Below are 26,431 nucleotides of genomic sequence, written 5' to 3'. Positions count from 1 at the left end.
GTGTTTATTGATCCGACACCTATTCAAGAACACCGCAAAACCAAATGTGGGAGGGGGCTTGCTCCCGATCGCGGTGTGTCAGTCGCTGAATATATTGACTGATATACCGCCATCGGGGGCAAGCCCCCTCCCACATTAGCCCTGCTATGTCTTCGAAATCAGCGGCTCTGGCGCTGTTGTAACAACAGATTGCTAAACCCGGCCCCGGCCAATTGTTTCTGCGCCACGGTCAGTTGCTCACGGTTGCTGAACGGCCCCACCAATACGCGATACCAGGTCGCGTCCTTCACCGTGCCGGACTCAACCGAGACCGATTGGCCCAACAGAATGATCTGTGCACGCACACGATCGGCATCCGCCTGTTTCGGGAACGAGCCGGCTTGCAGGAAGAACTTGGTCACAGGCGCGGCCTTGGTCGCTGCCACTGGCGGTGCTGGCGGCGGAGTGATGCCGGCCAGTGCAGCCTGGGCGCGAGCCGTATCGATTTTCGCCGCTTCCGCTGGGGTTACGGGCGTGGTCGGCACTTGCGGGGTCGGCAGGGTTTTCTCCGGCACGGCGTCGGGCGGCACGATCACTTCCGATTCCGGCAGCAGCGTGTAGAAGTCGTATTTCGGCTTCACCGGTGCGGTCGGGCTTGGCGCAGTCTTGTTGGCCTCGGCAATTTTCGTGGCCTTCTGCTGCTCCTGTTTGACGCGCTTGACGTCATCGCCCTGGCCAGGCTCCAGCTTCATCAGAAACACAACGAAGGCACCGACCGTCAGGCCGATGGCCATCCACAGCCAGCCCGGGATCGGCTGCTTCGCCGGGGCCTGATAACGGCTGGCGCCGCGTTTGGGTGCAGGTTTTTTCTTGGCAGCCAACTTACATACGCTCCAGAGTTTCCAGGCCCAAGAGTTCCAGGCCTTGCTTGAGGGTGCGTCCAGCCAATGCGGCAAGGCGCAGGCGACTTTGTTTCTGGGCTTCGTCGTCGGCGGTCAGGATCGGGCAGTTCTCGTAGAAACTGGAGAACAGGCCGGCCACTTCGTACAAATAGGTGCACAGGATGTGCGGCGTGCCTTTTTCGCCAACGCTGTTGAGCACTTCGCCAAATTGCGCGAGCTTGGCCGCCAGTTCCTGTTCGTGGGCGGCGTCCAGCGCGATCTGGCCTTCGACTTCGCTGAAGTCCTTGCCCAGCTTGCGGAATACGCCGGCCACGCGGGTGTAGGCGTACAGCAGGTACGGCGCGGTGTTGCCTTCGAAGTTGAGCATCAGGTCGAAGTTGAAGCTGTAGTCGCTGGTGCGGTGCTTGGACAGGTCGGCGTATTTCACTGCGCCAATGCCCACCACGCGGGCGATATTGCGCAGGTCGGCCTCGGCCAGCTCCGGGTTCTTTTCCTTCACCAGGCTGTAGGCGCGTTCCTGGGCTTCGGTCAGCAGGTCGATCAGCTTTACGGTACCGCCGTCGCGGGTCTTGAACGGGCGGCCATCGGCGCCGTTCATGGTGCCGAAACCCATGTGTTCCATGTGCATCGGGTGGGTGACGAAGCCGGCACGACGGGCCACTTCAAACACTTGCTGGAAGTGCAGGGCCTGGCGTTGGTCGACGAAGTACAGCGCCCGGTCGGCCTTGAGCACGCCGCTGCGATAGCGCACGGCAGCCAGGTCGGTGGTGGCGTAGAGATAGCCGCCATCGGCCTTGACGATGATCACCGGCAGCGGCTCGCCGTCGGCGGTCTTGAATTCTTCGAGGAACACGCACTGCGCGCCGTTGCTCTCGACCAGCAGGCCCTTGGCCTTGAGGTCGTTGACCACGTTGATCAGGTCGTCGTTGTAGGCGCTTTCGCCCATCACGTCGGCCATGGTCAGTTTCACGTTGAGCAGTTCGTAGATTTCCTGGCAGTGGGACAGGGAAATTTCCCGGAAGCGGTTCCACAGCGCCAGGCATTCCTGGTCGCCAGCTTGCAGTTTGACCACCAGGCCACGGGCGCGGTCGGCAAACTCTTCGGATTCGTCGAAGCGCTTCTTGGCGGCGCGGTAGAAGTTCTCCAGGTCGGCCAGCTCGTTGCTGGTGATCGGGTTTTCCTGCAGGTAGGCCATCAACATACCGAACTGGGTACCCCAGTCGCCGACGTGGTTCTGGCGGATCACGGTGTCGCCGAGGAACTCCAGCACCCGCGCCACACCGTCGCCGATGATGGTGGAGCGCAGGTGACCGACATGCATCTCTTTGGCCAGGTTCGGCGCCGACAGGTCGATGACCACGCGTTGGGTGTCGCCAGCCTTGTGTGCGCCGATTTTGGCATCGGCCAGGGCTGCGTCCAGGCGCGAAGCCAAGGCCTGGGTGTTCTGGAAGAAGTTGATAAAGCCCGGGCCGGCGATTTCGGCTTTGGTCACACTGGCGTCAGCCGGCAGCGCGGCAATGATTTTTTCCGCCAGGTCGCGGGGTTTCATACCGGCCGGCTTGGACAGCATCATCGCGATGTTGCTGGCGAAGTCGCCGTGGGTCTTGTCGCGGGTGTTCTCCACCTGGATCGCCGGCGACAGGCCTTCAGGCAACACACCTTCGTTGACGAGTTGGGTGAGGGCTTGTTGGATCAGCTGGCGAATGGTGTCTTTCATGGTGTTCTCTTTCGACCGCAAGCGGCGGCGCGCGATGCGCAGGTGGAAAAACTGGGCATTATCCGTGGCGAGGGCGGGCTTGCCAACCTTCGTCGGGTCTCTATAGACGATTAACCTGTGGCGAGGGAGCAAGCTCCCTCGCCACAGGGAAATTCAATACAGGTCTACCGGATCTACATCCAGAGACCATCGCACTTGCCGGCCGCTAGGCATTTGCTCCAGCTCAAGCATCCAGCTACTTAGCAGGCGATGCAGCGGTGCGCGAGAGGTTGCCTGCAAGAGTAGCTGAGCCCGGTAACGTCCGGCACGCCGCTCCATGGGCGCAGGCACGGGGCCGAGCAACTCGATACCGCTCAGGCCCAGCTCGCCGAGCAAACGTTCGGCCACGCTGCAGGCTTGATCGAGGAAACCTTCGGCCTGGCCGGGTTTGTGGGCTTCGGCACGCAGCAACGCCAAGTGCGCAAAGGGTGGCAAGCCGGCAGCGCGGCGTTCACTCAAGGCCTGCTCGGCGAAGGCAAAATAGCCTTGTTCCGTCAGTTGAATCAGCAGCGGGTGGTCGGCCAGGTGCGTCTGGATAATCACCTTGCCCGGCTCTTCGGCGCGTCCGGCGCGCCCTGCCACCTGCACGATCAACTGCGCCATGCGTTCGCTGGCGCGGAAATCCCCGGAGAACAACCCGCCGTCGGCATCCAGGATCGACACCAGGGTCACCCGTGGGAAGTGGTGCCCTTTGGCGAGCATCTGCGTGCCGATCAGAATGCACGGTTGGCCTTTCTGAATGGTGGCAAACAACTGGTTCATTGCATCTTTGCGCGACGTGCTGTCGCGGTCGACCCGTAGCACCGGGTAATCCGGGAACAGAATGCCCAGGCGCTCTTCGGCGCGCTCGGTGCCGGCCCCTACCGGGCGCAGGTCGACCTTGCCGCACTGCGGGCAATGGCGTGGCACCCGCTCTACATGACCGCAGTGATGGCAACGCAATTCGCCGTGGCGCTGGTGCACGGTCATGCGCGCATCGCAGCGCTCGCACTCGGACATCCAGCCGCAGTCATGGCACAGCAGTGTCGGGGCAAAGCCGCGACGGTTGAGAAACACCAATACTTGCTGGCCCGCGGCGAGGGTCTGGCCGATGGCCTGTTGCATCGGACCGGAAATACCGCTGTCCAGCGGGCGGCTTTTCACGTCCAGGCGCAGGAAGCGCGGTTGTTTGGCGCCGCCGGCGCGCTCGTTCATGCGTAGCAGGCCATAGCGGCCGGTGTAGGCGTTATGCAGGCTTTCCAGGGACGGCGTGGCCGAACCCAGCACAATCGGGATGTCTTCCTGACGTGCGCGTACCAGCGCCAGGTCGCGGGCGTGGTAACGCAGGCCTTCCTGCTGTTTATAGGAGCCGTCGTGCTCCTCGTCGATGATGATCAGCCCGGGGTTTTTCATTGGGGTGAACAGCGCCGAACGGGTGCCGATAATGATGTCTGCCTCGCCGTCCCGCGCTGCCAGCCACGACTCCAGGCGCTCACGGTCATTGACCGCTGAGTGCACCAGGGCGATGCGCGCGTTGAAGCGCTGCTCGAAACGCGCCAGGGTCTGTGGGCCCAGGTTGATCTCCGGGATCAGCACCAGTGCCTGCTTGCCGGCCTGCAGGGTTTCGCGGATCAGTTGCAAATACACTTCGGTCTTGCCGCTGCCGGTGACGCCAGCCAGAAGGAAGGCGTGGAAGCTGTCGAAACCGGCGCGAATCGCCTCATAGGCAGCGCGTTGCTCGGGGTTCAGCGGCAGCTCCGGCTGGGCCAGCCAATGTTCGTGGCGTGGGTCTGGGGCGTGCTTGCGGATTTCCACCTGCACCAGTCCCTTGGCCAGCAGCAGGTCGAGGCTGTCCTTGCTCAGCATCAGCTTGCTCAACAACTGGTGGGCCACGCCATGGGGGTGCTGGGCCAATGTGGCCAGGGCTTCGCGCTGGCGCGGGGCGCGGGCGATGCGCGGGTCGTCGAGGCGCGCGCCGGGCACCATCGACCAGAAACGCTCCTGGCGCGCTTCGGCCAGTTCGCCCTGGCGCAGCAGCACCGGCAGCGCCCAGCTCAAGGTATCGCCCAAGCTGTGCTGGTAATACTGCGCAGTCCACAGGCACAGCTTGAACAGTGCCGGCGGCAGTGGCGGTGTGGCGTCGAGGATGGCCAGGGCCGGCTTGAGCTTTTCCGCCGGGACCTCGCTGTGGTCCGTGACCTCCACCAGAATGCCGATCATTTCCCTGCGCCCAAACGGCACACGCACGCGCATCCCCGGCTGCAACTGCGTCCGCAGCACTCCAGCCGGGGCCCGGTAATCGAACAGGCGGCGCAGGGGGGAGGGCAGGGCTAGGCGCAAAATGGCGTCGGGCACGCGGGGCATCTCATATAAAGGCAGGCAGTGGTGCAGGGGCGCGAGCCTAGCAGAGCGGGGAGGGCTTGGGTATGCCATGGTTTTCTGATGAAAGGAGGTTTTTGGTCAGTAGCGCCGCTTGCGCGTTTAAAAAGGTCTGGTAGAATCCGCGGCCTAATTACGTGCGGTATTCGACAATAGTGTCGAGTGGCGGCACGCTAGCCCGAGGAAGTGCCATGAAAGCCGATATCCATCCAGCGTACGAAACCATCGAAGTTACCTGCAGCTGCGGCAACAAGTTCGAAACTCGTTCGAACCTGTGCAAGCCACTGGGTACTGACGTATGCAACGAGTGCCACCCGTTCTACACCGGTAAGCAGAAAACTCTGGACACCGGCGGCCGTGTACAGCGCTTCGCAGATCGCTTTGGTGCTTTCGGCAAGAAGCCTGCTGCTACTCCAGCAGAGTAAGGCTCAAAAGCCTTATGGGCTTTTGCCAGCTGTTGAAAAAGGCGTCCCTTGCGGGCGCCTTTTTTGTGCCCGGGATTTGGCTGGCAACCGCCCAGGCCGCGGTATTCTGCCCGGCACCCGCTTCCGTGGCGCGGGTAGAAGTGCAGCGCGTGGTGGACGGCGACACCGTACGCCTCAAGGATGGCCGCAGCGTGCGGATGATCGGCCTCAATGCGCCGGAAACCGGCAAGAAGGGTCGTACTGACGAGCCGTTTGCCGTCGCCGCCCGCCAGCGTCTACAAGCGTTGGTGCAGGCCAGTGATGGGCGTGTCGGTTTGGTGCCTGGCCGCGAGGGCAAGGATCATTACGGCCGCACCCTGGCCCACCTCTACGGCGCCAATGGCGAGAACCTGGAAGCGCAATTGCTCGCCGAGGGCTTGGGCTTCCAGGTGGGGGTGGCGCCGAATGTAGACCTCGCCACCTGCCAGCAGGCGGCGGAAAACAGCGCCCGCCAGGCGCGCCTGGGGCTGTGGCGCCAATCGCCGGTGCAAACGGTGGCACAACTCAAGCGCTCCGGGTTTGCGCTGGTAACTGGCCGGGTCAGCAAGATCGAGCGCAATCGCGGTGGCATCTGGATTGAAATCCAGGGTTCACTGGTATTACGTATTGCCCCCGAACTGATCAGTCAGTTCGATCCGGCCATGCTCAACGGTCTGCAAGGTCGCACTATTGAAGCGCGCGGCTGGGTGCAGGATCGCTCCCGCCGTGGGGGTTTGAAAAGAGGTCAATCACGCTGGCTCCTGCCAATAACCGATCCCGGCATGCTGAAATCGACGCTTTGAATAAAAAATTGTAGACATTTTTTATTTGGATTGTGAACAGTTGAGCCCTTGTATCCCGTGGCTCTTGGCCAAAAGTCGTAGCCCAGGGCCCTTGACACCTGTGACTGCCCAGTCTTGTAGGGACTTTGCGACACGCGTATCCTCGGCGGTCCGTCGACCAACAGTAAAAGCGGAATGCCGATATGTCTGATTTGAAAACTGCCGCTCTCGAATACCATGCCCATCCTCGTCCAGGAAAGCTGAGTGTAGAGCTCACCAAAGCCACTGCCACTGCTCGCGACCTGTCGCTGGCCTACAGCCCTGGTGTTGCCGAGCCCGTACGTGAAATCGCCCGTGACCCAGAACTGGCGTACAAGTACACCGGCAAGGGCAACCTGGTTGCAGTGATTTCCGATGGCACCGCGATCCTTGGCCTGGGTAACCTCGGCCCATTGGCTTCCAAGCCAGTCATGGAAGGTAAAGGCGTGCTGTTCAAGCGCTTCGCCGGCATCGACGTTTTCGACATCGAAGTCGATTCCGAGAGCCCGCAGGCTTTCATCGACACGGTCAAGCGCATTTCCATCACCTTCGGTGGCATCAACCTGGAAGACATCAAGGCACCTGAGTGCTTCGAGATCGAAAAGGCCCTGATCGAACAGTGCGACATCCCGGTATTCCACGATGACCAGCACGGCACCGCGATCGTTACCGCGGCCGGCATGATCAACGCCCTGGAAATCGCCGGCAAAACCCTGGGTGAGGCGAAGATCGTCTGCCTGGGCGCCGGTGCTGCGGCCATTTCCTGCATGAAGCTGATCATCAGCATGGGCGCCAAGCTGGAAAACATCTACATGGTCGACAGCAAGGGCGTGATCCAGTCCGAGCGTACCGACCTGAACCAGTACAAGGCGATGTTCGCCCACCCGTCCTCCAAGCGCACCCTGGCTGATGCCCTCGACGGTGCCGACGTGTTTGTCGGCCTGTCCGGCCCGAACCTGCTGAGCGCCGAAGGCCTGAAATCCATGGCGCCGAACCCGATCGTGTTCGCCTGCTCCAACCCGGATCCGGAAATCTCGCCTGAGCTGGCTCACGCCACCCGTAGCGACGTGATCATGGCTACCGGCCGTTCGGACTACCCGAACCAGGTCAACAACGTACTGGGCTTCCCGTTCATCTTCCGTGGTGCCCTGGACGTTCGCGCCAAGCGCATCAACGAAGAAATGAAAGTAGCGGCTGCCAACGCCCTGCGTGAACTGGCCAAGCTGCCGGTGCCTCAGGATGTGTGCGACGCCTACGGTGGTGCCAAGCTGGAATTCGGTCGTGAGTACATCATTCCAAAACCAATGGATAAGCGCCTGATCACCCTGATCTCCGATGCCGTGGCCAAGGCCGCGATCGAGACCGGTGTAGCAACCCTGCCGTATCCAAAGAACTACCCGCTGCAAAGCGTGGATGATGTGTTCAACGGCTAAGCCGTTATAGCGCACCAACAAAAAGCCCCGGCTCGAATGAGTCGGGGCTTTTTTTATGGCAATTCTCTTGAAGCCTATAGAGGTCAAATGTGGGAGGGAGCAAGCCCCCTCCCACATTTGGATCTATGTTGCGTCTTGGATCGGGTCAGAACAAATCGATCGGCGCGCCTTCATCCGCCGGTAGCGGGCTGCCCGGCACCACGCCATTGCCCAACTCGTTAACTGACGGCGGCGTGTCTTCGCTCTTGAACAGCTCGAAGTAAGCATTCGGCGTACTCGGCGACGCCGCACGTCCACTCACCGGGTCGATGCGCAGGCTCAGGATGCCTTCCGGTTCAGGCTGGGTGTGCAGCGGCTTGTCCTTGAGCGCGGCGCCCATGTAGCTCATCCAGATCGGCAGGGCGACGGTGCCGCCAAACTCACGGCGGCCCAGGCTTTCCGGCTGGTCGTAGCCAGTCCATACCGTGGTCACGTAGTCGCCGTTGTAGCCGGAGAACCAGGCATCCTTGGACTCGTTGGTGGTACCGGTTTTACCCGCGATATCCGCACGGCCCAGGGCCAGTGCGCGGCGGCCGGTGCCCTTCTTGATCACGTCCTGCAGGATGCTGTTGAGGATATAGGTGGTGCGGCCATCCACGATGCGCTCGGCAACCGCTGGCGCTTGCGGCTCGGTCGTTGCGGGAGCGTTTGCGGCCGGCGCTGTGCCTGGCGTGGGCTCGATGGTAATGCCGCCGTTACCCGGTGCTGCGAGACCATCGGTTGCCGCCACACCATTGACCACATCACCGGGCACCCGTGGTGGGTTGGCGGTGAACAGGGTGTCGCCATTGCGGCTTTCGATCTTGTCGATCAGGTACGGCGCGATCTTGTAGCCGCCGTTGGCAAAGGTGCTCCAGCCGGTGGCGATTTCCATCGGCGTAAGGGTTGCGGTACCCAGCGCCAGGGACAGGTTGGGCGGCAAGTCCGACTTGGCGAAGCCGAAGCGCGTCATGTAGTCGATGGTCTTGCCTACGCCCATGGCCTGCAGCAGGCGGATCGATACCAGGTTGCGAGACTTGTACAACGCCTCGCGAATGCGGATCGGGCCGAGGAAGGTGTTGGTGTCGTTCTTCGGCCGCCAGACCTTGTCCAGGTATTCATCGACAAACACGATCGGTGCGTCGTTGACCAGGCTGGCGGCGGTGTAGCCGTTGTCCAGTGCGGCGCTGTAGACGAATGGCTTGAAACTTGAACCCGGCTGGCGCTTGGCCTGTATCGCACGGTTGTAGTTGCTCTGCTCAAAGGCGAAACCGCCGACCAGTGCGCGGATTGCGCCGTTCTGCGGATCGAGGGATACCAGGGCGCCTTGGGCGACCGGCACCTGGCTGAACTTGAGGCTGTCATCCTTCTGGCGTTGCACGCGGATCAAATCACCCACCTTGGCCACGTCGGACGGCTGCTTGGGCATCGGCCCCATGCTGTTGGTGTTCAGGAACGGGCGCGCCCATTTCATGCTGTCCCACGCCACGTGGGCTTCACCGGCGCGGGTCAGCACTTGAATGCCGTCTTTGGTCACCTCGGTGACGATGGCCGGCTCCAGGCCGCTGATCGAGCGCTGTTTGCCCAGTTCGGTGGTCCAGGCACTCAGGGTCTTGCCCGGCAGGCGCGACTCGGGGCCGCGGTAGCCGTGACGTTGATCATAGGTGATCAAGCCTTCGTGTACGGAGTGGTTGGCGATTTCCTGCAAGTTGCTCGGAACCGTCGTGGTCACGCGAAAGCCTTCGGTGTAGGCATCGCTGCCATAACGGCCAACCATTTCGGCGCGGGCCATTTCGGCGATGTACGGTGCATTCACTTCCGGCGTCGGCACGTGATAGCTGGCGTTCAGCGGCTCGGCCACGGCGCTTTCATAAGCGGCCTGATCGATCTTGCCCAGCTTGTACATGCGCCCCAGGATCCAGTCGCGACGTTCTTTACTGCGCGCCGGGTTGGCCAGCGGGTTGAAGCGCGACGGCGCCTTGGGCAGGCCGGCGATCATGGCCATCTGCGCCAGGCTGGCGTCACGAATCGATTTGCCATAGTAGACCTGGGAGGCGGCCTCAATGCCGTAGGCGCGGTTGCCCAGGTAGATCTTGTTGACGTACAGCTCGAGGATTTCGTCCTTGGTCAGTTGGCGTTCAATCTGTAGCGCCAGCAGGATCTCGGTGGCTTTACGCGAAAAACTGCGCTCGCTGGTGAGGAAGAAGTTCTTCGCCACCTGCATGGTGATGGTGCTGCCGCCGGATTGAATGTGTCCGCTCTTTACCAACTGCGTGGCCGCACGCACCAGGCTGCTGGGGTCGACGCCGTAGTGGTTGGCAAAATTGTCGTCTTCTGCCGACAGCAATGCACTGATGAAATTGGGTGGAATGTCGGCGAAACGGATCGGTGTGCGGCGCATTTCGCCGAACTCCGCGATCAGTTTTTCGTCGCTGCTGTAGACCCGCAAAGGAATCTGCAACTGGATACTTCTGAGGGCCTCTACGGAGGGCAAACCCGGACTAAGGTAGAGGTAGGCCCCGCTGAGTACGAGCAGCAGCCCGCAGACGATCGCGACAATGGAGTACCCGAAAAACTTCAGCAGACGAATCAAGGCTTTTGGATTTCCAGAGAAAAGAATGAGTTACGCGTCGGGGATGCATGGCAAACGATGGATCGACCCGGGCAGCAGATAAAAAAGCGGGAAAAAACGCTGGGCATTAAAGCATTTTTCAGCTTGGGGCGTCATTCGCGTGCCTCGAACAAGCCGACCGAATGCAGGGTGCCTGGCAGCAATCAAGCGAGATGACAGCCGGTATGACAGGGAAAGTTTTGGGGAGTTTTATGGGAAAGGGATTTTTCAGGCGAAAAGCCGACATCGTCTTGGGTGTCGACATCAATGACAGCGGTATCAAGTTGATCGAGCTGAGCCGTTCATCGGGTGGTTTCAGTGTCCAGGGCTATGCCACCCAGGCGCTGCCCGCCCATGCGGTCGTCGATGGCGCCTTGCTGGACGTCGAGGGCGTGGGGCGAGCTTTGCAACAAGCGTTATCCTGCCTGCGAACTTCGGCTCGACACGCCGCTGTGGCAGTGGCGGGCCCTTCGGTGATCACGCGGTTGATCGAGATGGATGCGGGCCTGCGCGACGAAGAAATGGCCTGGAAGATCCAGATGGAAGCCGACCAGTTCATTCCTTATCCATTGGATGAGGTGGCGATCGACTTTCAGGTCCAGGGCCCATCGGCCCAAGGGCCGCAGTGGGTTGAAGTCATGTTGGCGGCCTGTCTGCGCGAGCAGGTCCAGGCGCGAGTGGCGGTTTTAGCCCGGGCGGGGCTGGTGCCGCGGGTGGTCGATGTCGAAGGGTTTGCATTGGAGCGCGCTTGCCGTCAGGATTTTGCCAGCTTCACGCCGGGTCATCGAGTCGATGGTGCACAATGGGCCGTGGATGCCCAAGGGATGGGAGTGGCTTGCGGGTTGGCCCTGAGGAGTTTCGCTGGATGACACGAATCAATCTTTTGCCTTGGCGTCAGGCGCTGGCAGAGCGCAAGCGCAGGTATTTCATGGTGCTATTGCTGGCATTTGCCTGCCTGGCGCTGGCGGCTGTGTGGCTGGCTGACCAGGTGATTGACCAGGCGATAGATCGGCAAGTGAGCCGCAATAGCCGCTTGGGTGAGGAGGTGGCTACCCAGGATTCGCGGATCAGGACCATCGACGACCTGCAGGAACGAAGCCAGCAACTGGCCGAACGCATGAAGGTGGTGCAGGACCTGCACGACGCCCGCTCTTCCGGCGCCCGACTGTTCGAGCAATTGGCTCGTGCAATGCCTGAAGGTGTCCATCTGCATGAGGTGGTCGCAAACGGTGACACCATCAGCATTCGCGGCACGGCTGAAAGCAACCAGGACATTGCCCGGTTGATGCAGCAGCTCAAGCAGTCATCCCAGGGCTCCAGTTCGACTCGTCTGCAGCGCGTGCAGGCTGATGGAGCGCGCGGCGAAAGTGAGTTTCAACTGATGGTGCGCCAGGGGGAATCCAGCGAGGCGCAACCATGAGCCTGCCCAGGCTCGATTTTCCCACGCTCTTCTACAACGCTGCTAAATGGCCCTTGCCTGGCAAGGTCCTGCTTGGCTGTGGGCTGGCCGGCCTGGTGCTGCTGATAGGAGAGGCTGCGTACCTGAGCTCGTCACGTGAGCGATTGCATGGGTTTGAGGCGCGGGAGCAAACGCTACAGCAGCAGTTGGCGGAAAAAGCTGAACTGGCCTCCAGCCTTGAGGCGCGCACCGATCAGTTCAGGGCAATGGAGGACAAGGTCACAGGCCTTCTACGTCAATTGCCCGGCCAGTCAGAGGTGCCGGCCTTGCTTGAAGATATCGCCCGATTGGCGATTGCCAATGGAGTATGGGTCGAGGGCATCACGGTGTTGGATGAAGAGCCTCGTCAGCTCTATATCGAGCAACCCATGCAAATCGGCGTCACCGGGGGCTACCACGACTTGGCAGCATTCGTCGGCGCCCTGGGTGGGTTACCGCGCGTCGTCACCGTGCAGGATGTTGCACTGGGGCATGACGGCGCCTTGCTGCGTCTGAACATGCTGGCAAAGACCTATCGGCGTACCACGCAAAGCGCCAAGGCCCGCGAAGCGTTCGACCCGGCCCAGCCATTGGTCTACACCCCATCGTTTGTGCGCGACCCGTTTCAGCCGCCCGGTTTGCAAGTAACTCGCGTGCCGGGGCGACCGGCCCTTGCGCCGGATCTCGCTCGGCCACGGGGGCTGCTGGAAGGCATGAACATCGATCAGTTCAAAATGGTCGGCACGCTGTCGTTGGGGGCGCAGGCTTTTGCCCTGCTGCGTGCCGGATCCAGGGTGCACCGGCTGACGATTGGTGATTACCTGGGGCCGGATCATGGCCAGGTCACGGCCATTCAAGAGGGGTCTATCCACTTGGTCGAACGGTTTCCCGATGAACAGGGCGGCTGGCTCGAACGCCCGCGAACCCTTGTGTTGAACGTCAACTCATAACGGAATCAAACAATGAAAAGGACTTTCTCGTCCTTCGGTGTGGCGCTATGGATAGCGTTCACGGCACCGATGGCTGCTGCTGTGCCCAATCGCCTGGACCTGATCCACCTGCCGCCGCCCGACAGTGCAGCGTCGGTCAGCTATACAGGCACCCGGCTGAACCTGAATTTCCAGGACATCGACCTGCGGGCGGTCTTGCAGCAAATCGCCGATGTCGCCGGGCTCAACCTGGTGACCAGTGATGAAGTGCAGGGCTCAATTACCCTGCGGCTCAAGGATGTGCCTTGGGATCAGGCGCTGGATCTGGTGCTGCAAACCAAAGGTCTGGATAAGCGCGTGAAAGCCGGTGTGTTGCTGGTGGCACCTGCGGATGAGTTGGCCGCTCGCGAACTGCTGGCGCTGGAGTCGCGCAAGCAGATGGCGGAACTGGCACCGCTGCGTCGGGAGCTGCTGCAGGTCAACTATGCCAAGGCGGCGGACCTGGCCAAGCTGTTTCAGTCGGTCACAGGTTTTGAAGGCGCCACGGATGAGCGCGGCTCGGTGGCGGTGGATGATCGCACCAACAACATCATCGCCTACCAGACCGGCGAACGGCTCGAAGAGCTGCGGCGTATCGTGGCGCAACTGGATATTCCCGTCCGCCAAGTGATGATCGAGGCGCGAATTGTCGAGGCCAATGTCGACTACGACAAAAGCCTGGGCGTGCGCTGGGGTGGGCGGCTCAGTCATGGCAGGGGAAGTGTCGGAGGTATTTCCAAGCCCGTGGCAGACGGCGCCGAACCGCCGCAAAACCCGCCCAGCTCCCCGTTTGTCGACTTGGGTTCGCTGACCGGCACCTCGGGTCTGGGCGTGGCCTACATCACCGACAATCTACTGCTGGACCTTGAGCTGACAGCCATGGAGAAAACCGGCAACGGCGAAATCGTCTCGCAGCCCAAGGTGGTCACGTCCGACAAGGAGACGGCACGAATCCTCAAGGGCACCGAAATTCCCTATCAAGAGTCCACCTCCCAGGGCGCTACCTCGGTGTCGTTCAAGGAGGCTTCGCTTTCGCTGGAGGTCACGCCGCAAATCACCCCCGACGACCACGTGATCATGGCGGTCAAGGTCACCAAGGATGAGCCCGATTACTTGAACAGGCTCAATGATGTACCGCCGATCAAGAAAAACGAGGTCAACGCCAAGGTGCTGGTCAGGGATGGCGAGACCATCGTCATCGGTGGGGTTTTCTCCAATACCCAAAGCAAAGTGGTAGATAAAGTGCCATTTTTGGGCGATGTGCCGTATCTTGGCCGCCTTTTCCGGCGCGATGTGCTGGCGGAGAAAAAATCCGAGCTGCTGGTATTCCTGACTCCGCGTATCATGAATAACCAGGCGATTGCTGTGAGTCGTTGATTCTGTGCGAAATTTGATTCTTGTAGGGCCGATGGGGGCTGGAAAGAGCACCATCGGCCGTTTGCTGGCCAAAGAGCTGCGCCTGCCGTTCAAAGATTCCGACAAGGAAATTGAATTGCGCACGGGTGCCAATATCCCATGGATCTTCGATAAAGAAGGCGAGCTGGGCTTTCGTGACCGCGAGCAGGCGATGATTGCCGAGCTGTGTGGCTGCGATGGCGTGGTATTGGCGACCGGCGGTGGCGCCGTCATGCGCGACGAAAACCGTCGAGCGCTGTATGCCGGTGGTCGGGTAGTGTATTTGCATGCCTCGGTCGAGCAGCAGGTGGGCCGCACCGCCCGCGATCGCAATCGCCCGTTGCTGCGCACCGCCAACCCGGAAAAAACCCTGCGGGACCTGCTGGCGCTGCGCGATCCGCTGTATCGGGAAATCGCCGATCTGGTGGTGGAAACCGATGAGCGACCCCCTCGGATGGTGGTGCTCGATATTCTGGAGCGCCTGCAGCGGTTGCCACCCCGTTAAAGCCTGGCCCGAAATGCGCTATTCTCGGCGGCGCGCCATAACCTTGTGAGGTGTGGCGTAGAGCCATCAGGTGATGTCGGATTGCGACATTGCCGGTCGTCAATACATCTTCAACGCGGGGAAACATGCAGACACTTAAGGTCGATCTAGGCGAGCGCAGCTACCCGATCCACATTGGCGAAGGTCTGTTGGACCAGCCCGAACTGCTCGCGCCGCATATTGCCGGTCGGCAGGTGGCGATCATCTCCAACGAAACGGTTGCGCCCCTGTATCTTGAGCGTTTGAGCCGCAGCCTTGCGGCGTATTCGGTGATTTCCGTGGTGTTGCCCGACGGCGAAGCCCACAAGAACTGGGAAACCCTGCAACTGATCTTTGATGGCCTGCTGACTGCGCGCCATGACCGTCGAACCACCGTGGTTGCCCTGGGCGGCGGTGTGATCGGCGACATGGCCGGTTTTGCTGCAGCCTGCTACCAGCGTGGCGTGGACTTTATCCAGGTGCCGACCACCCTGTTGTCCCAGGTCGATTCTTCGGTGGGCGGCAAAACCGGTATCAATCACCCGCTGGGCAAGAACATGGTCGGTGCGTTCTACCAGCCACAGGCCGTGCTGATCGACACCGCTACCCTCAACACACTGCCACCGCGTGAGTTGTCGGCGGGCCTGGCGGAAGTCATCAAGTACGGGCTGATCTGTGACGAGCCCTTCCTGAGCTGGCTTGAAGAACATGTAGATGCCTTGCGCGCACTCGACCAGGTGGCCTTGACCGAAGCGATTTCCCGCTCCTGCGCCGCCAAGGCGCTGGTGGTCAATGCCGACGAACGGGAGTCCGGCGTGCGCGCTACCCTGAACCTGGGCCACACCTTCGGCCATGCGATCGAAACGCACATGGGCTATGGTGTGTGGCTGCATGGGGAAGCCGTAGCGGCTGGCACGGTGATGGCGTTGGAGATGTCGCAACGCCTGGGCTGGATCACCGCCCAGGAGCGTGATCGCGGTATCCGCCTGTTCCAGCGCGCCGGCTTACCGGTCATCCCTCCCACAGAGATGACCGAGGCAGATTTTCTCGAACATATGGCAATAGACAAGAAAGTGATCGACGGTCGACTGCGACTGGTACTGCTGCGCCACATGGGCGAGGCGGTGGTGACCGACGATTATCCGAAAGAGATTTTACAGGCCACGCTGGGAGCGGATTACCGCGCCCTGGCCCAGCTTAAAGGTTAATAAGATCCCGATGACTAGTTTGCATGCCGACGAGGCGTTCCTCGGCCATTATCACTTGAGCCATGACCCTTTTGCTCCACGGGTGCCTGGTTTCAAATTCTTCCCTGCGCAGCGCAAGCCGGTATTGGGGCAACTGCATCATCTGGCGCGCTACAGCCAGTTGCTGCTGGTGGTCACGGGACCGTTGGGCAGTGGCAAGACCTTGCTGCGCCAGGCGCTGGTCGCCAGCACCAACAAGCAATCGGTGCAGAGCGTGGTGGTATCGGCCCGTGGCGCCGGTGACGCAGCGGGCGTACTGCGCCAGGTTGCACAGGCCCTGGACGTATCCAACGCCGAGCCGAACGCGATTCTCAAACAGGTGGTGCAACTGGGCCTGACCGGCCAGGAAGTCTACCTGCTGGTCGACGACGCCGAGCAGCTTGACGAATCCGCGCTGGAAGCGCTGTTGGCGCTGGCCGCGGGCACGCCGGAAGGCCGCCCGCATGTGTTCCTGTTTGGCGAGTCGTCGTTGATCGCCGATCTGGAGCAGATCAGCGGTGAGCAAGAGTTGTTCCACGTCATCGAATTGCAGCCGTACGAAGAGGAAGAAACCCGCGAATACCTGGCTCAGCGCCTCGAGGGTGCAGGGGCCGGTATCGAACTTTTCTCCGCTGCGCAGATCTCTGATATTCACGAAAGCTCCGATGGCTGGCCTGGAAACATCAACCAGGTTGCCCGCGATGCAATGATCGAAGCCATGATTGCCAGCCGCTCTGCGGTCAAGCGTCCAAAGATGGGGTTCACTATGCCTAAGAAGCACGTATTGGCTATTTCCGCCGTTGTCGTGGTCGCTGTAGCCGCCGCCTGGTTGATCCCGGGTCGCAACAAGGCACCGACAACAACCGGCGCGCCAACTGAGCAGGCGCAGTTGCCACTGGGCAAGCCCACGCCAAATGTCGAATTCGCCAACTCCGGCCAACCAACCAATCTGCCTATGGTCGGCCAGCCTGTAATGCGCGGCCCGCTGGCTGAAGAAGCCGGTGGCATCTCCGAAGGCGACGACGGCGTGCCGGTGGAAGGCTCCAGCGCCACGCCGCCGACCGTGACCACCACCGCGCCACCAGCGGGCGTACCGGCCGGCACGCCAGCAACCCCAGTAGCGCCTGCCGCACCGGTTGCGCCAGTTGCCAAGCCGACCCCGGCGCCGACAGTAGCGACTGCCAAGCCCGCAGCACCAGTTGCCAAGCCGGCACCCGCGGCCAAGCCTGCTGAAAAACCTGCCGCTACCGTGGCCAAGGCCGGCGCCGCTGGCAGCAGCTGGTACAGCAGCCAGCCTACCGGCAATTTCGTGGTGCAGATCCTCGGCACCAGCTCTGAGGCCAACGCCCAGGCGTTCGTCAAGGAGCAGGGCGGCCAGTACCGTTATTTCAAGAAAGTGCTCAACGGCAAGCCTCTCTACGTGATCACCTACGGCAGCTTCCCAAGCCGCGCCGCAGCCGATTCTGCCATCAAGGCCTTGCCAGCGAAGGTTCAGGCTGGTAAACCTTGGCCTCGCACTGTTGCCAGCGTTCAACAAGAACTGGCAGCAACTCGCTGAAGATCCGGCGGCCTTACCCAGGCCGCCCTCCCGGCACCTCAAAAAACAATCGCAAGGCGTGCAGTCCCCCGCAAGGACCGTGCGCTTTGTGGTGTCTGCGCCACAGTAGCTTTTGAGTCGTAGCGGTCAGAATTAAAAAAGTTTTGACTAGCACAGCATATCGCTTTAAACCTTTCATAAATGCGACATAGATTTGCGACATTTCGTCGCTAAATTTGTGAGCGTCTGTGTCGGTGTGTACAATGACCTCCCTTTTGCCCCCGCTAAGCCGGCGTACGTTCGGCGTGGAAGGTAACCGGTTGAATTGAAAAGAAATTTGCCTCGATGTAAGAGGCAGCCTGGTGAGAAAGTGTCTATGAAAGCAGGTCTGTACCAACCCGATGAATTCAAGGATAACTGCGGTTTCGGCCTGATAGCCCACATGCAGGGCGAGCCCAGTCATACCCTTTTGCAAACGGCCATCGAGGCCCTGACCTGCATGACCCACCGCGGTGGGATCAACGCCGACGGCAAGACCGGTGACGGTTGCGGCTTGCTGATTCAAAAGCCCGACCAGTTCCTGCGCGCTGTCGCCAAAGAGCATTTTGCGGCCGACCTGCCCAAGCAGTACGCCGTGGGCATGGTGTTTTTCAACCAGGACCCGGTAAAAGCCGAAGCCGCTCGCGAAAACATGAACCGCGAGATCGTTGCTGCCGGCCTGCAACTGGTCGGCTGGCGCAAAGTGCCAATCGACACCAGCGTACTCGGCCGCCTGGCCCTGGAGCGCCTGCCGCAGATCGAACAAGTGTTCATCGCGGGTGACGGCCTGAGCGACCAGGACATGGCGATCAAGCTGTTCACGTCCCGTCGTCGTTCGTCGGTGCTCAACGCCGCCGACACTGACCATTACATCTGCAGCTTTTCCCACAAGACCATCATTTATAAAGGCCTGATGATGCCGGCGGATCTCACCGCCTTTTATCCAGACCTGAGCGACGAGCGCCTGCAAACCGCGATCTGCGTGTTCCACCAGCGCTTCTCCACCAACACCCTGCCGAAATGGCCGCTGGCCCAGCCATTCCGCTTCCTCGCCCACAACGGCGAGATCAATACCATCACCGGCAACCGCAACTGGGCCGTGGCCCGTCGCACCAAGTTCGCCAACGATTTGATGGACCTCGAAGAGCTCGGCCCGCTGGTCAACCGCGTGGGTTCCGACTCCTCCAGCATGGACAACATGCTTGAGCTGATGGTCACCGGTGGCATCGACCTGTTCCGTGGCGTGCGCATGATCATTCCGCCTGCGTGGCAGAACGTCGAGACCATGGACCCGGACCTGCGGGCGTTCTACGAATACAACTCGATGCACATGGAACCGTGGGACGGCCCGGCCGGCGTGGTCATGACCGACGGCCGCTACGCGGTGTGCCTGCTCGACCGTAACGGCTTGCGCCCGGCGCGCTGGGTCACCACCACCAACGGCTTTATCACCCTGGCGTCGGAAATCGGCGTGTGGGACTACAAGCCTGAAGACGTGATCGCCAAAGGCCGTGTCGGTCCTGGCCAGATCCTGGCCGTGGACACCGAAACCGGACAGATCCTCGACACCGACGCCATCGACAACCGTCTGAAGTCGCGTCACCCGTACAAGCAATGGCTGCGCAAAAACGCCCTGCGCATCCAGGCGACCATGGAAGACAATGACCACGGTTCGGCTTTCTACGACATCGACCAGCTCAAGCAATACATGAAGATGTATCAGGTCACGTTCGAAGAACGTGATCAGGTGCTGCGCCCGCTCGGCGAGCAAGGCTACGAAGCCGTAGGCTCCATGGGCGACGATACGCCGATGGCTGTGCTGTCACAGCGCGTGCGCACGCCGTACGACTACTTCCGCCAGCAGTTCGCCCAGGTGACCAACCCACCGATCGACCCGCTGCGCGAAGCCATCGTGATGTCCCTGGAAGTGTGCCTCGGTGCCGAGCGCAATATCTTCCAGGAATCGCCTGAGCACGCCTCCCGTGTGATCCTCAGCTCGCCGGTCGTTTCCCCGGCCAAGTGGCGCTCGCTGATGACCCTGGAGCGTCCAGGCTTCGACCGCCAGATCATCGACCTGAACTACGACGAGAGCCTCGGCCTTGAAGCCGCTGTGCGCAACGTCGCCGACCAGGCTGAAGAAGCTGTGCGCGCCGGCCGCACTCAGATCGTACTGACCGACCGCCATATCGCGCCGGGCAAGTTGCCGATCCACGCGTCCCTGGCGACCGGCGCGGTGCACCACCGGCTGACCGAAAAAGGCCTGCGCTGCGACTCCAACATTCTGGTGGAAACCGCCACTGCCCGTGACCCGCACCACTTCGCGGTGCTGATCGGCTTCGGCGCCTCGGCGGTGTACCCGTTCCTGGCGTATGAAGTACTCGGCGACCTGATCCGTACCGGTGAAGTGTTGGGCGACCTCTACGAGGTGTTCAAGAACTACCGCAAGGGCATCACCAAGGGCCTGCTGAAGATCCTGTCGAAGATGGGCATCTCCACCGTCACCTCCTACCGCGGTGCGCAATTGTTCGAAGCCATCGGCCTGTCCGAAGAAGTCTGCGAGCTGAGCTTCCGTGGCGTGCCGAGCCGTATCAAGGGCGCACGTTTCGTCGATATCGAAGCCGAGCAGAAAGCCCTGGCTGCCGAAGCCTGGAGCGCGCGCAAGCCGATCCAGCAAGGCGGCCTGCTCAAGTTCGTGCACGGTGGCGAATACCACGCCTACAACCCGGACGTGGTCAGTACCCTGCAAGCCGCCGTGCAGCAGGGCGACTACGCCAAGTTCAAGGAATACACGAGCCTGGTGGATAACCGCCCGGTGTCGATGATCCGCGATCTGTTCAAGGTGAAGACCCTGGACACGCCGATGGATATCGCCGAAGTCGAGCCGCTGGAATCGATCCTCAAGCGCTTCGACTCCGCCGGTATTTCCTTGGGCGCCTTGTCACCTGAGGCTCACGAAGCCCTGGCCGAAGCCATGAACCGCCTGGGTGCGCGTTCCAACTCCGGCGAAGGCGGCGAAGACCCGGCGCGTTATGGCACGCTCAAAAGCTCGAAAATCAAGCAGGTGGCAACCGGCCGTTTCGGTGTGACCCCGGAGTACCTGGTCAACGCCGAAGTGCTGCAGATCAAGGTTGCCCAAGGCGCCAAACCGGGTGAGGGCGGGCAATTGCCAGGCGGCAAGGTCAACGGCCTGATCGCCAAGCTGCGTTATGCAGTGCCGGGCGTGACCCTGATCTCGCCGCCGCCGCACCACGACATCTACTCGATTGAAGATTTGTCGCAGCTGATTTTCGACCTCAAACAAGTCAACCCGCAGGCCCTGGTCTCGGTAAAACTGGTCGCAGAAGCGGGCGTCGGCACCATCGCCGCTGGCGTCGCCAAGGCCTATGCCGACCTGATCACCATCTCCGGCTACGACGGCGGCACCGGCGCTTCGCCGCTGACCTCGATCAAGTACGCAGGTGCGCCGTGGGAGCTCGGCCTGGCCGAAACCCACCAGACCCTGCGCGGCAACGACCTGCGCGGCAAGGTGCGGGTACAGACCGACGGTGGCCTGAAAACCGGCCTCGACGTGATCAAGGCCGCGATCCTCGGCGCCGAGAGTTTCGGCTTCGGCACTGCGCCCATGATCGCGCTGGGCTGCAAATACCTGCGTATCTGCCACCTGAACAACTGCGCTACTGGCGTGGCGACTCAGAACGAAAAACTGCGCAAGGACCACTACATCGGCACCGTCGACATGGTGGTGAATTTCTTCACCTACGTCGCCGAAGAAACCCGTGAGTGGCTGGCCAAGCTGGGCGTGCGTTCGCTGGAAGAGCTGATCGGTCGCACCGACCTGTTGGACATCCTCGAAGGCCAGACCGCCAAGCAACAGCATTTGGACCTGACACCGCTGTTGGGCAGCGATCACATCCCCGCAGACAAGCCACAATTCTGCCAAGTGGACCGCAACCCGCCGTTCGACAAAGGCCTGCTGGCCGAGAAAATGGTCGAAATGGCCGGCTCCTCGATCAGCGATGCCAGCGGTGGCGAATTCGCCCTGGATATCTGCAACTGCGACCGTTCCATCGGTGCTCGCATCTCCGGTGAAATCGCGCGCAAGCACGGCAACCAGGGCATGGCGAAAGCGCCGATCACCTTCCGCTTCAAGGGCACTGCGGGCCAGAGTTTCGGTGTGTGGAACGCCGGTGGCCTGCACATGTATCTGGAAGGCGATGCCAACGACTACGTGGGCAAAGGCATGACCGGCGGCAAGCTGGTTATCGTCCCGCCAGCCGGTAGCGTGTACAAGACCCAGGACAGTGCCATCATCGGCAACACCTGCTTGTACGGCGCCACGGGTGGCAAGCTGTTTGCCGCGGGTACTGCCGGTGAGCGCTTCGCCGTGCGTAACTCCGGTGCCCACACCGTGGTGGAAGGCACTGGCGATCACTGCTGCGAGTACATGACCGGGGGCTTTGTCGCGGTACTGGGCAAGACCGGTTACAACTTCGGTTCGGGCATGACCGGCGGTTTCGCCTACGTGCTCGACCAGGACAACACCTTCGTCGACAAGGTCAACCACGAGTTGGTCGAGATCCAGCGGATCAGCGGTGAAGCCATGGAATCCTACCGGAACCACTTGCAGCACGTGCTGGACGAGTATGTCGAGGAGACCGGCAGTGAATGGGGTCGCAACCTCGCCGAAAACCTCGATGATTACCTGCGTCGTTTCTGGCTGGTCAAGCCCAAGGCTGCCAACCTGAAATCGTTGCTTTCCAGCATCCGTGCCAACCCGCAGTGATATGCGCCTGAACAGTTTGATGAGGTTTTAACATGGCTGAACGTCTGAATAACGACTTCCAGTTCATCGATGTCGGGCGCAAAGATCCGAAGAAGAAACTGTTGCGTCAACGCAAGAAAGAGTTCGTGGAAATCTACGAACCCTTCAAGCCCCAGCACTCGGCCGATCAGGCCCACCGCTGCCTGGGGTGCGGTAACCCGTATTGCGAATGGAAGTGCCCGGTGCACAACTTCATTCCCAACTGGCTCAAACTGGTGGCCGAGGGCAACATTCTCGCCGCCGCCGAGCTGTCGCACCAGACCAACACCCTGCCGGAAGTCTGCGGCCGGGTGTGCCCGCAAGACCGTCTATGTGAAGGTGCCTGCACCCTCAACGACGGCTTCGGCGCAGTGACCATCGGTTCGGTGGAGAAGTACATCACCGACACCGCGTTCGCCATGGGCTGGCGCCCGGATATGTCCAAGGTCAAACCGACCGGCAAGCGCGTCGCGATCATCGGCGCGGGCCCGGCGGGCCTGGGGTGTGCCGACGTGTTGGTGCGTGGTGGCGTGACCCCGGTGGTGTTCGACAAGAACCCGGAGATCGGTGGTCTGCTGACTTTCGGTATTCCCGAGTTCAAGCTGGAAAAAACCGTACTGAGTCACCGTCGTGAAGTGTTCACCGGCATGGGTATCGAGTTCCGCCTCAATACCGAGATCGGCAAAGACATCACCATGGAGCAACTGCTCGCCGAATACGATGCGGTGTTCATGGGCATGGGCACCTACACCTATATGAAGGGCGGCTTTGCCGGTGAGGACTTGCCGGGCGTGTATGACGCGCTCGACTTCCTGATCGCCAACGTCAACCGCAACCTGGGCTTTGAAAAGTCGCCGGAAGATTTCGTCGACATGAAAGGCAAGAAGGTCGTGGTGCTGGGCGGTGGCGACACCGCGATGGACTGCAACCGTACCTCGATCCGCCAGGGCGCCAAGTCGGTCACCTGTGCGTATCGTCGCGACGAAGCCAACATGCCCGGCTCGCGCAAAGAGGTGAAGAACGCCAAGGAAGAAGGCGTGAAATTCCTCTACAACCGCCAGCCGATTGCGATCGTCGGTGAAGACCGCGTCGAAGGCGTGAAGGTGGTCGAGACCCGTCTCGGCGAACCGGATGCCCGAGGCCGTCGCAGCCCCGAGCCGATCCCGGGTTCCGAAGAAATCATCCCGGCTGACGCCGTGGTCATCGCTTTCGGTTTCCGTCCAAGCCCGGCGCCCTGGTTCGAGCAGTTCGAAATCCAGACCGACAGCCAGGGCCGCGTGGTAGCCCCGGAACAAGGCCAGTACAAGCACCAGACCAGCAACCCGAAAATCTTCGCCGGTGGCGATATGGTGCGCGGCTCTGACCTGGTAGTGACGGCGATCTTCGAAGGCCGCAATGCCGCCGAAGGGATCCTGGACTACCTGCAGGTCTGATCAAATTTCAGTCTGAAATGCGATCAAATGTGGGAGCTGGCTTGCCTGCGATGCAGGCAACTCGGTCTGTCAGCCAGACCCAGTTGATGCTATCGCAGGCAAGCCAGCTCCCACACAAACCTCATTTCACATTGAGGTTTGTGTTGCCAGTCATTGCGACAAATTGACCCGATAGACAAAAGGCTCCGCTCTTGCCGTGCCTTTTGCGTCGCGCTCTGAGAAAATGCCCGCACTTTTTTTGCGGATGCCGACATGACTGCCCTCAAGAACGACCGTTTCCTTCGTGCCCTGCTCAAGCAACCTGTAGACGTCACGCCCGTGTGGATGATGCGTCAAGCCGGTCGCTACCTGCCGGAATACCGCGCCAGTCGCGCCCACGCCGGTGACTTCATGAGCCTGTGCATGAATCCTGCGTTCGCCTGCGAAGTCACGATGCAGCCGCTGGACCGCTACCCACAACTGGATGCGGCCATTCTCTTCTCCGATATCCTCACCATCCCCGACGCCATGGGCCAGGGCCTGTACTTCGAGACCGGCGAAGGCCCGCGCTTCAGGAAAGTCGTCAGTACCCTGGCCGATATCGAAGCCTTGCCGATCCCTGATCCGCACAAAGACCTCGGTTATGTGATGGATGCGGTCAGCACCATCCGCCGCGAGCTCAACGGTCGCGTGCCGCTGATTGGCTTCTCTGGCAGCCCGTGGACGCTGGCCACCTATATGGTCGAAGGCGGTTCGTCGAAAGACTTCCGCAAGACCAAGGCCATGCTCTACGACAACCCGCAAGCCATGCACCTGTTGCTGGACAAGCTGGCACAGTCGGTGACCTCCTACCTCAACGGCCAGATCATGGCCGGTGCGCAAGCGGTGCAGATCTTCGATACCTGGGGCGGCAACCTGTCGGCGGCGGCGTACCAGGAATTCTCCCTGGCCTACATGCGCAAGATCGTCAGCGGCCTGATCCGCGAACACGAAGGTCGCAAGGTTCCGGTCATCCTGTTCACCAAGGGCGGCGGCCTGTGGCTGGAAAGCATCGCCGATGCTGGCGCCGATGCATTGGGCCTGGACTGGACCTGCGATATCGGCGAAGCCCGCCGTCGCGTTGGAAACCAGGTTGCGCTGCAAGGCAACATGGACCCCACTGTGCTGTACGCCAAGCCGGAAGCGATCCGTGCCGAAGTCGGACGCATCCTCGCCAGCTATGGCAAGGGCACCGGCCATGTGTTCAACCTCGGCCATGGCATCACGCCGGAAGTGAATCCGGAACATGCGGGTGCGTTCCTACGCGCAGTCCACGAACTCTCGGCGCAATACCACGAATAAAGCACAGAGCAAAAATGTGGGAGGGGGCTTGCTCCCGATAGCAGAGTGTCAGTCAACAGATTTATTGACTGAACCAGCGCTATCGGGAGCAAGCCCCCTCCCACATTAAAAGCCGGAAACCTTCAGACCTGCCCCAACGGCGGCAACTTCGCCAGCCTCAATGCCACCAGCAACGCGCCGATCAGTAGCGCGATAATGAATCCGCCAATCCCGTTCCACCCGGCAAAATGCCAGAAGAACCCGCCTGCCGTCCCGGCAATACTCGATCCCACGTAATAGCAGAACAGGTAAAGCGACGACGCCTGCCCCTTGGCTTTCACCGCACGGCGGCCGATCCAGCTGCTGGCCACCGAGTGGGCGCCGAAGAAGCCGAAAGTGAAGATCAACATGCCCGGCACCACCAGCCACAGCGGGGTGAACAGCGTCAGGGCCATGCCGGCGAGCATCAGCACGATGGTGGCCCACAGCACGCGGCGGCGGCCAAGGCGGTCGGCCAGAGAGCCGATCTTGGCCGAACTGTAGATGCCCGAGAGGTACACCAGCGACAGCAGGCCGACCACGGCCTGGCTCAGCTCATAGGGTGAGGCCAGCAGGCGATAACCGATGTAGTTGAACATCGTTACGAACGCGCCCATCAGCAGGAAGGCTTCCAGGAACAGCCACGGCAAGCCCGCATCCTTGAAATGCATGACGAAGCCATCCACCAGGCTGCGCGGCTTGAGGCTGCTGGCGCGGAAGTTGCGCGATGGTGGGAGGATCTTCCAGAACACAGTGGCCGCGATCAGGGCCAGGGCGCCGATGATCAACATTGCGGTGTGCCAGCTGACGAAGTCGATCAACACGCCGATGATCAGGCGCCCGCTCATGCCGCCAATCGCATTGCCGCCGATGTACAGGCCCATGGCCAGGCCTATGTGCTGCGGGTGGATCTCTTCGCTGAGGTAGGTCATCGCCACGGCAGCCAGGCCGCTCAGGGACAGGCCCACCAGCGCCCGCATCAGCAGAATCCCCTCCCAGGTCGGCATCAGACCGCTGGCGATGGTGGCCAGCGCCGCACAGAACAACGCGGCGACCATCACCGGCTTGCGCCCCAGCCGGTCGGAAATCGGCCCGGTGATTAGCAGGCCGCAGGCAAGCATCGCGGTCGCGACCGAAAGAATCAGGCTGCTTTGCGCCGCATTGATGGAAAATTCATGGGACAGCGCCGGCATCATCGGCTGTACGCAATACAACAGGGCAAAGGTGGCAAACCCGCCGGAAAATAGCGCCAACACCGTGCGCATGAACATCGGCGTGCCTTTTTCGATGTACTCGTCATTGAGCTGCACCACCACGTCATCAAGGGCTGAGGGCGGGGTGTGTTGGGCAAGTGGAGCAACAGCAGGATTCACGGGGGACCTCGGGGAGGAAAGTCTGCCAGGACTGACAAT

General features: G+C 61.2%; 18 protein-coding genes. 13 read left to right on the top strand and 5 right to left on the bottom strand.

Annotated features, from left to right (window positions below; all coding sequences use genetic code 11):
• Positions 1-158 precede the first annotated feature (158 nt).
• The 3 genes from E4P00_RS28540 to E4P00_RS28530 all read right to left on the bottom strand — a co-directional run bounded on the left by E4P00_RS28540 (position 159) and on the right by E4P00_RS28530 (position 4,971).
• Positions 159-860 (bottom strand): SPOR domain-containing protein, encoded by a 702-nt coding sequence (locus tag E4P00_RS28540; RefSeq protein WP_005784023.1) that lies wholly within the window; start codon positions 858-860, stop codon positions 159-161.
• Position 861: 1 nt separating this feature from the next.
• Entirely contained in the window at positions 862-2,598 is a 1,737-nt protein-coding gene (gene argS, locus E4P00_RS28535; protein WP_078820087.1) for an arginine--tRNA ligase, read from the bottom strand.
• 153 nt (positions 2,599-2,751) lie between these two features.
• Positions 2,752-4,971 (bottom strand): primosomal protein N', encoded by a 2,220-nt coding sequence (locus tag E4P00_RS28530; RefSeq protein ID WP_148853009.1) that lies wholly within the window; start codon positions 4,969-4,971, stop codon positions 2,752-2,754.
• 215 nt (positions 4,972-5,186) lie between these two features.
• Between E4P00_RS28530 and rpmE the strand changes: the two genes are divergently transcribed.
• The 3 genes from rpmE to E4P00_RS28515 all read left to right on the top strand — a co-directional run bounded on the left by rpmE (position 5,187) and on the right by E4P00_RS28515 (position 7,692).
• Positions 5,187-5,420: a 50S ribosomal protein L31 gene (gene rpmE, locus E4P00_RS28525; protein ID WP_005784030.1), complete on the top strand. Its 234-nt coding sequence runs from the start codon at positions 5,187-5,189 to the stop codon at positions 5,418-5,420.
• Between the two features lie 14 nt (positions 5,421-5,434).
• Complete coding sequence (locus E4P00_RS28520; RefSeq protein WP_248133500.1) at positions 5,435-6,241, top strand: thermonuclease family protein; 807 nt, start codon at positions 5,435-5,437, stop codon at positions 6,239-6,241.
• A 182-nt stretch (positions 6,242-6,423) separates the two neighbouring features.
• Entirely contained in the window at positions 6,424-7,692 is a 1,269-nt protein-coding gene (locus E4P00_RS28515; protein WP_005784034.1) for a malic enzyme-like NAD(P)-binding protein, read from the top strand.
• A 145-nt stretch (positions 7,693-7,837) separates the two neighbouring features.
• Here the strand turns inward: E4P00_RS28515 and E4P00_RS28510 are convergent, their stop codons facing one another.
• Positions 7,838-10,303 carry a penicillin-binding protein 1A gene (locus E4P00_RS28510; protein ID WP_248133498.1) on the bottom strand — a complete coding sequence of 822 codons (2,466 nt, stop codon included), beginning with the start codon at positions 10,301-10,303 and terminating at the stop codon, positions 7,838-7,840.
• 230 nt (positions 10,304-10,533) lie between these two features.
• Here E4P00_RS28510 and pilM point away from each other — a divergent pair, with 230 nt between their 5' ends.
• The 10 genes from pilM to hemE all read left to right on the top strand — a co-directional run bounded on the left by pilM (position 10,534) and on the right by hemE (position 25,001).
• Positions 10,534-11,190, top strand: a complete 657-nt coding sequence (gene pilM, locus E4P00_RS28505) for a type IV pilus assembly protein PilM (protein ID WP_032881135.1) — start codon at positions 10,534-10,536, stop codon at positions 11,188-11,190.
• Positions 11,187-11,741, top strand: coding sequence for a PilN domain-containing protein (locus tag E4P00_RS28500; protein ID WP_005784037.1), 555 nt, complete (start codon positions 11,187-11,189; stop codon positions 11,739-11,741). Before pilM ends, E4P00_RS28500 begins: the two co-directional genes overlap by 4 nt.
• The gene (locus E4P00_RS28495; protein WP_248133495.1) at positions 11,738-12,709 is read left to right on the top strand and encodes a pilus assembly protein PilP; all 972 of its coding nucleotides are present in this window, start codon (positions 11,738-11,740) and stop codon (positions 12,707-12,709) included. The genes E4P00_RS28500 and E4P00_RS28495 overlap by 4 nt, the downstream gene beginning before the upstream one ends.
• A 69-nt stretch (positions 12,710-12,778) precedes the next feature.
• Positions 12,779-14,104, top strand: a complete 1,326-nt coding sequence (locus tag E4P00_RS28490; RefSeq protein ID WP_078820091.1) for a type IV pilus secretin PilQ family protein — start codon at positions 12,779-12,781, stop codon at positions 14,102-14,104.
• 4 nt (positions 14,105-14,108) lie between these two features.
• Positions 14,109-14,627, top strand: a complete 519-nt coding sequence (gene aroK / locus E4P00_RS28485) for a shikimate kinase AroK (RefSeq protein WP_005784043.1) — start codon at positions 14,109-14,111, stop codon at positions 14,625-14,627.
• 125 nt (positions 14,628-14,752) lie between these two features.
• On the top strand, positions 14,753-15,853 hold the full coding sequence (gene aroB / locus E4P00_RS28480) for a 3-dehydroquinate synthase (RefSeq protein ID WP_032878306.1): 1,101 nt from the start codon (positions 14,753-14,755) through the stop codon (positions 15,851-15,853).
• A gap of 10 nt (positions 15,854-15,863) precedes the next feature.
• Positions 15,864-17,429 (top strand): AAA family ATPase, encoded by a 1,566-nt coding sequence (locus tag E4P00_RS28475; protein WP_216090628.1) that lies wholly within the window; start codon positions 15,864-15,866, stop codon positions 17,427-17,429.
• A gap of 355 nt (positions 17,430-17,784) precedes the next feature.
• Positions 17,785-22,230, top strand: a complete 4,446-nt coding sequence (gene gltB / locus E4P00_RS28470) for a glutamate synthase large subunit (protein ID WP_032878304.1) — start codon at positions 17,785-17,787, stop codon at positions 22,228-22,230.
• Positions 22,231-22,262: 32 nt separating this feature from the next.
• The gene (locus E4P00_RS28465; RefSeq protein WP_003187920.1) at positions 22,263-23,681 is read left to right on the top strand and encodes an FAD-dependent oxidoreductase; all 1,419 of its coding nucleotides are present in this window, start codon (positions 22,263-22,265) and stop codon (positions 23,679-23,681) included.
• A gap of 252 nt (positions 23,682-23,933) precedes the next feature.
• Positions 23,934-25,001, top strand: a complete 1,068-nt coding sequence (gene hemE, locus E4P00_RS28460) for a uroporphyrinogen decarboxylase (RefSeq protein WP_005784052.1) — start codon at positions 23,934-23,936, stop codon at positions 24,999-25,001.
• A 122-nt stretch (positions 25,002-25,123) separates the two neighbouring features.
• Here hemE and E4P00_RS28455 read toward each other — a convergent pair whose 3' ends face one another.
• On the bottom strand, positions 25,124-26,392 hold the full coding sequence (locus tag E4P00_RS28455) for an MFS transporter (protein WP_248133492.1): 1,269 nt from the start codon (positions 26,390-26,392) through the stop codon (positions 25,124-25,126).
• Positions 26,393-26,431: the final 39 nt, after the last annotated feature.

The organism is Pseudomonas sp. B329, from assembly GCF_023127835.1.
GTDB classification, from domain to species: domain Bacteria; phylum Pseudomonadota; class Gammaproteobacteria; order Pseudomonadales; family Pseudomonadaceae; genus Aquipseudomonas; species Aquipseudomonas synxantha_A.
The sequence above is the reverse complement of the archived record's forward strand: the minus strand, read 5'-3'. Positions and strand labels throughout refer to the sequence as shown.

Bases quoted from the DNA above. Each gene is read 5' to 3' on its own strand.
- argS (WP_078820087.1), bottom strand. From the start codon at position 2,598: ATGAAAGACACCATTCGCCAGCTGATCCAACAAGCCCTCACCCAACTC.
- rpmE (WP_005784030.1), top strand. From the start codon at position 5,187: ATGAAAGCCGATATCCATCCAGCGTACGAAACCATCGAAGTTACCTGC.
- E4P00_RS28520 (WP_248133500.1), top strand. From the start codon at position 5,435: ATGGGCTTTTGCCAGCTGTTGAAAAAGGCGTCCCTTGCGGGCGCCTTT.
- E4P00_RS28515 (WP_005784034.1), top strand. From the start codon at position 6,424: ATGTCTGATTTGAAAACTGCCGCTCTCGAATACCATGCCCATCCTCGT.
- pilM (WP_032881135.1), top strand. From the start codon at position 10,534: ATGGGAAAGGGATTTTTCAGGCGAAAAGCCGACATCGTCTTGGGTGTC.
- E4P00_RS28500 (WP_005784037.1), top strand. From the start codon at position 11,187: ATGACACGAATCAATCTTTTGCCTTGGCGTCAGGCGCTGGCAGAGCGC.
- E4P00_RS28495 (WP_248133495.1), top strand. From the start codon at position 11,738: ATGAGCCTGCCCAGGCTCGATTTTCCCACGCTCTTCTACAACGCTGCT.
- E4P00_RS28490 (WP_078820091.1), top strand. From the start codon at position 12,779: ATGGCTGCTGCTGTGCCCAATCGCCTGGACCTGATCCACCTGCCGCCG.
- aroB (WP_032878306.1), top strand. From the start codon at position 14,753: ATGCAGACACTTAAGGTCGATCTAGGCGAGCGCAGCTACCCGATCCAC.
- E4P00_RS28475 (WP_216090628.1), top strand. From the start codon at position 15,864: ATGACTAGTTTGCATGCCGACGAGGCGTTCCTCGGCCATTATCACTTG.
- gltB (WP_032878304.1), top strand. From the start codon at position 17,785: ATGAAAGCAGGTCTGTACCAACCCGATGAATTCAAGGATAACTGCGGT.
- E4P00_RS28465 (WP_003187920.1), top strand. From the start codon at position 22,263: ATGGCTGAACGTCTGAATAACGACTTCCAGTTCATCGATGTCGGGCGC.
- hemE (WP_005784052.1), top strand. From the start codon at position 23,934: ATGACTGCCCTCAAGAACGACCGTTTCCTTCGTGCCCTGCTCAAGCAA.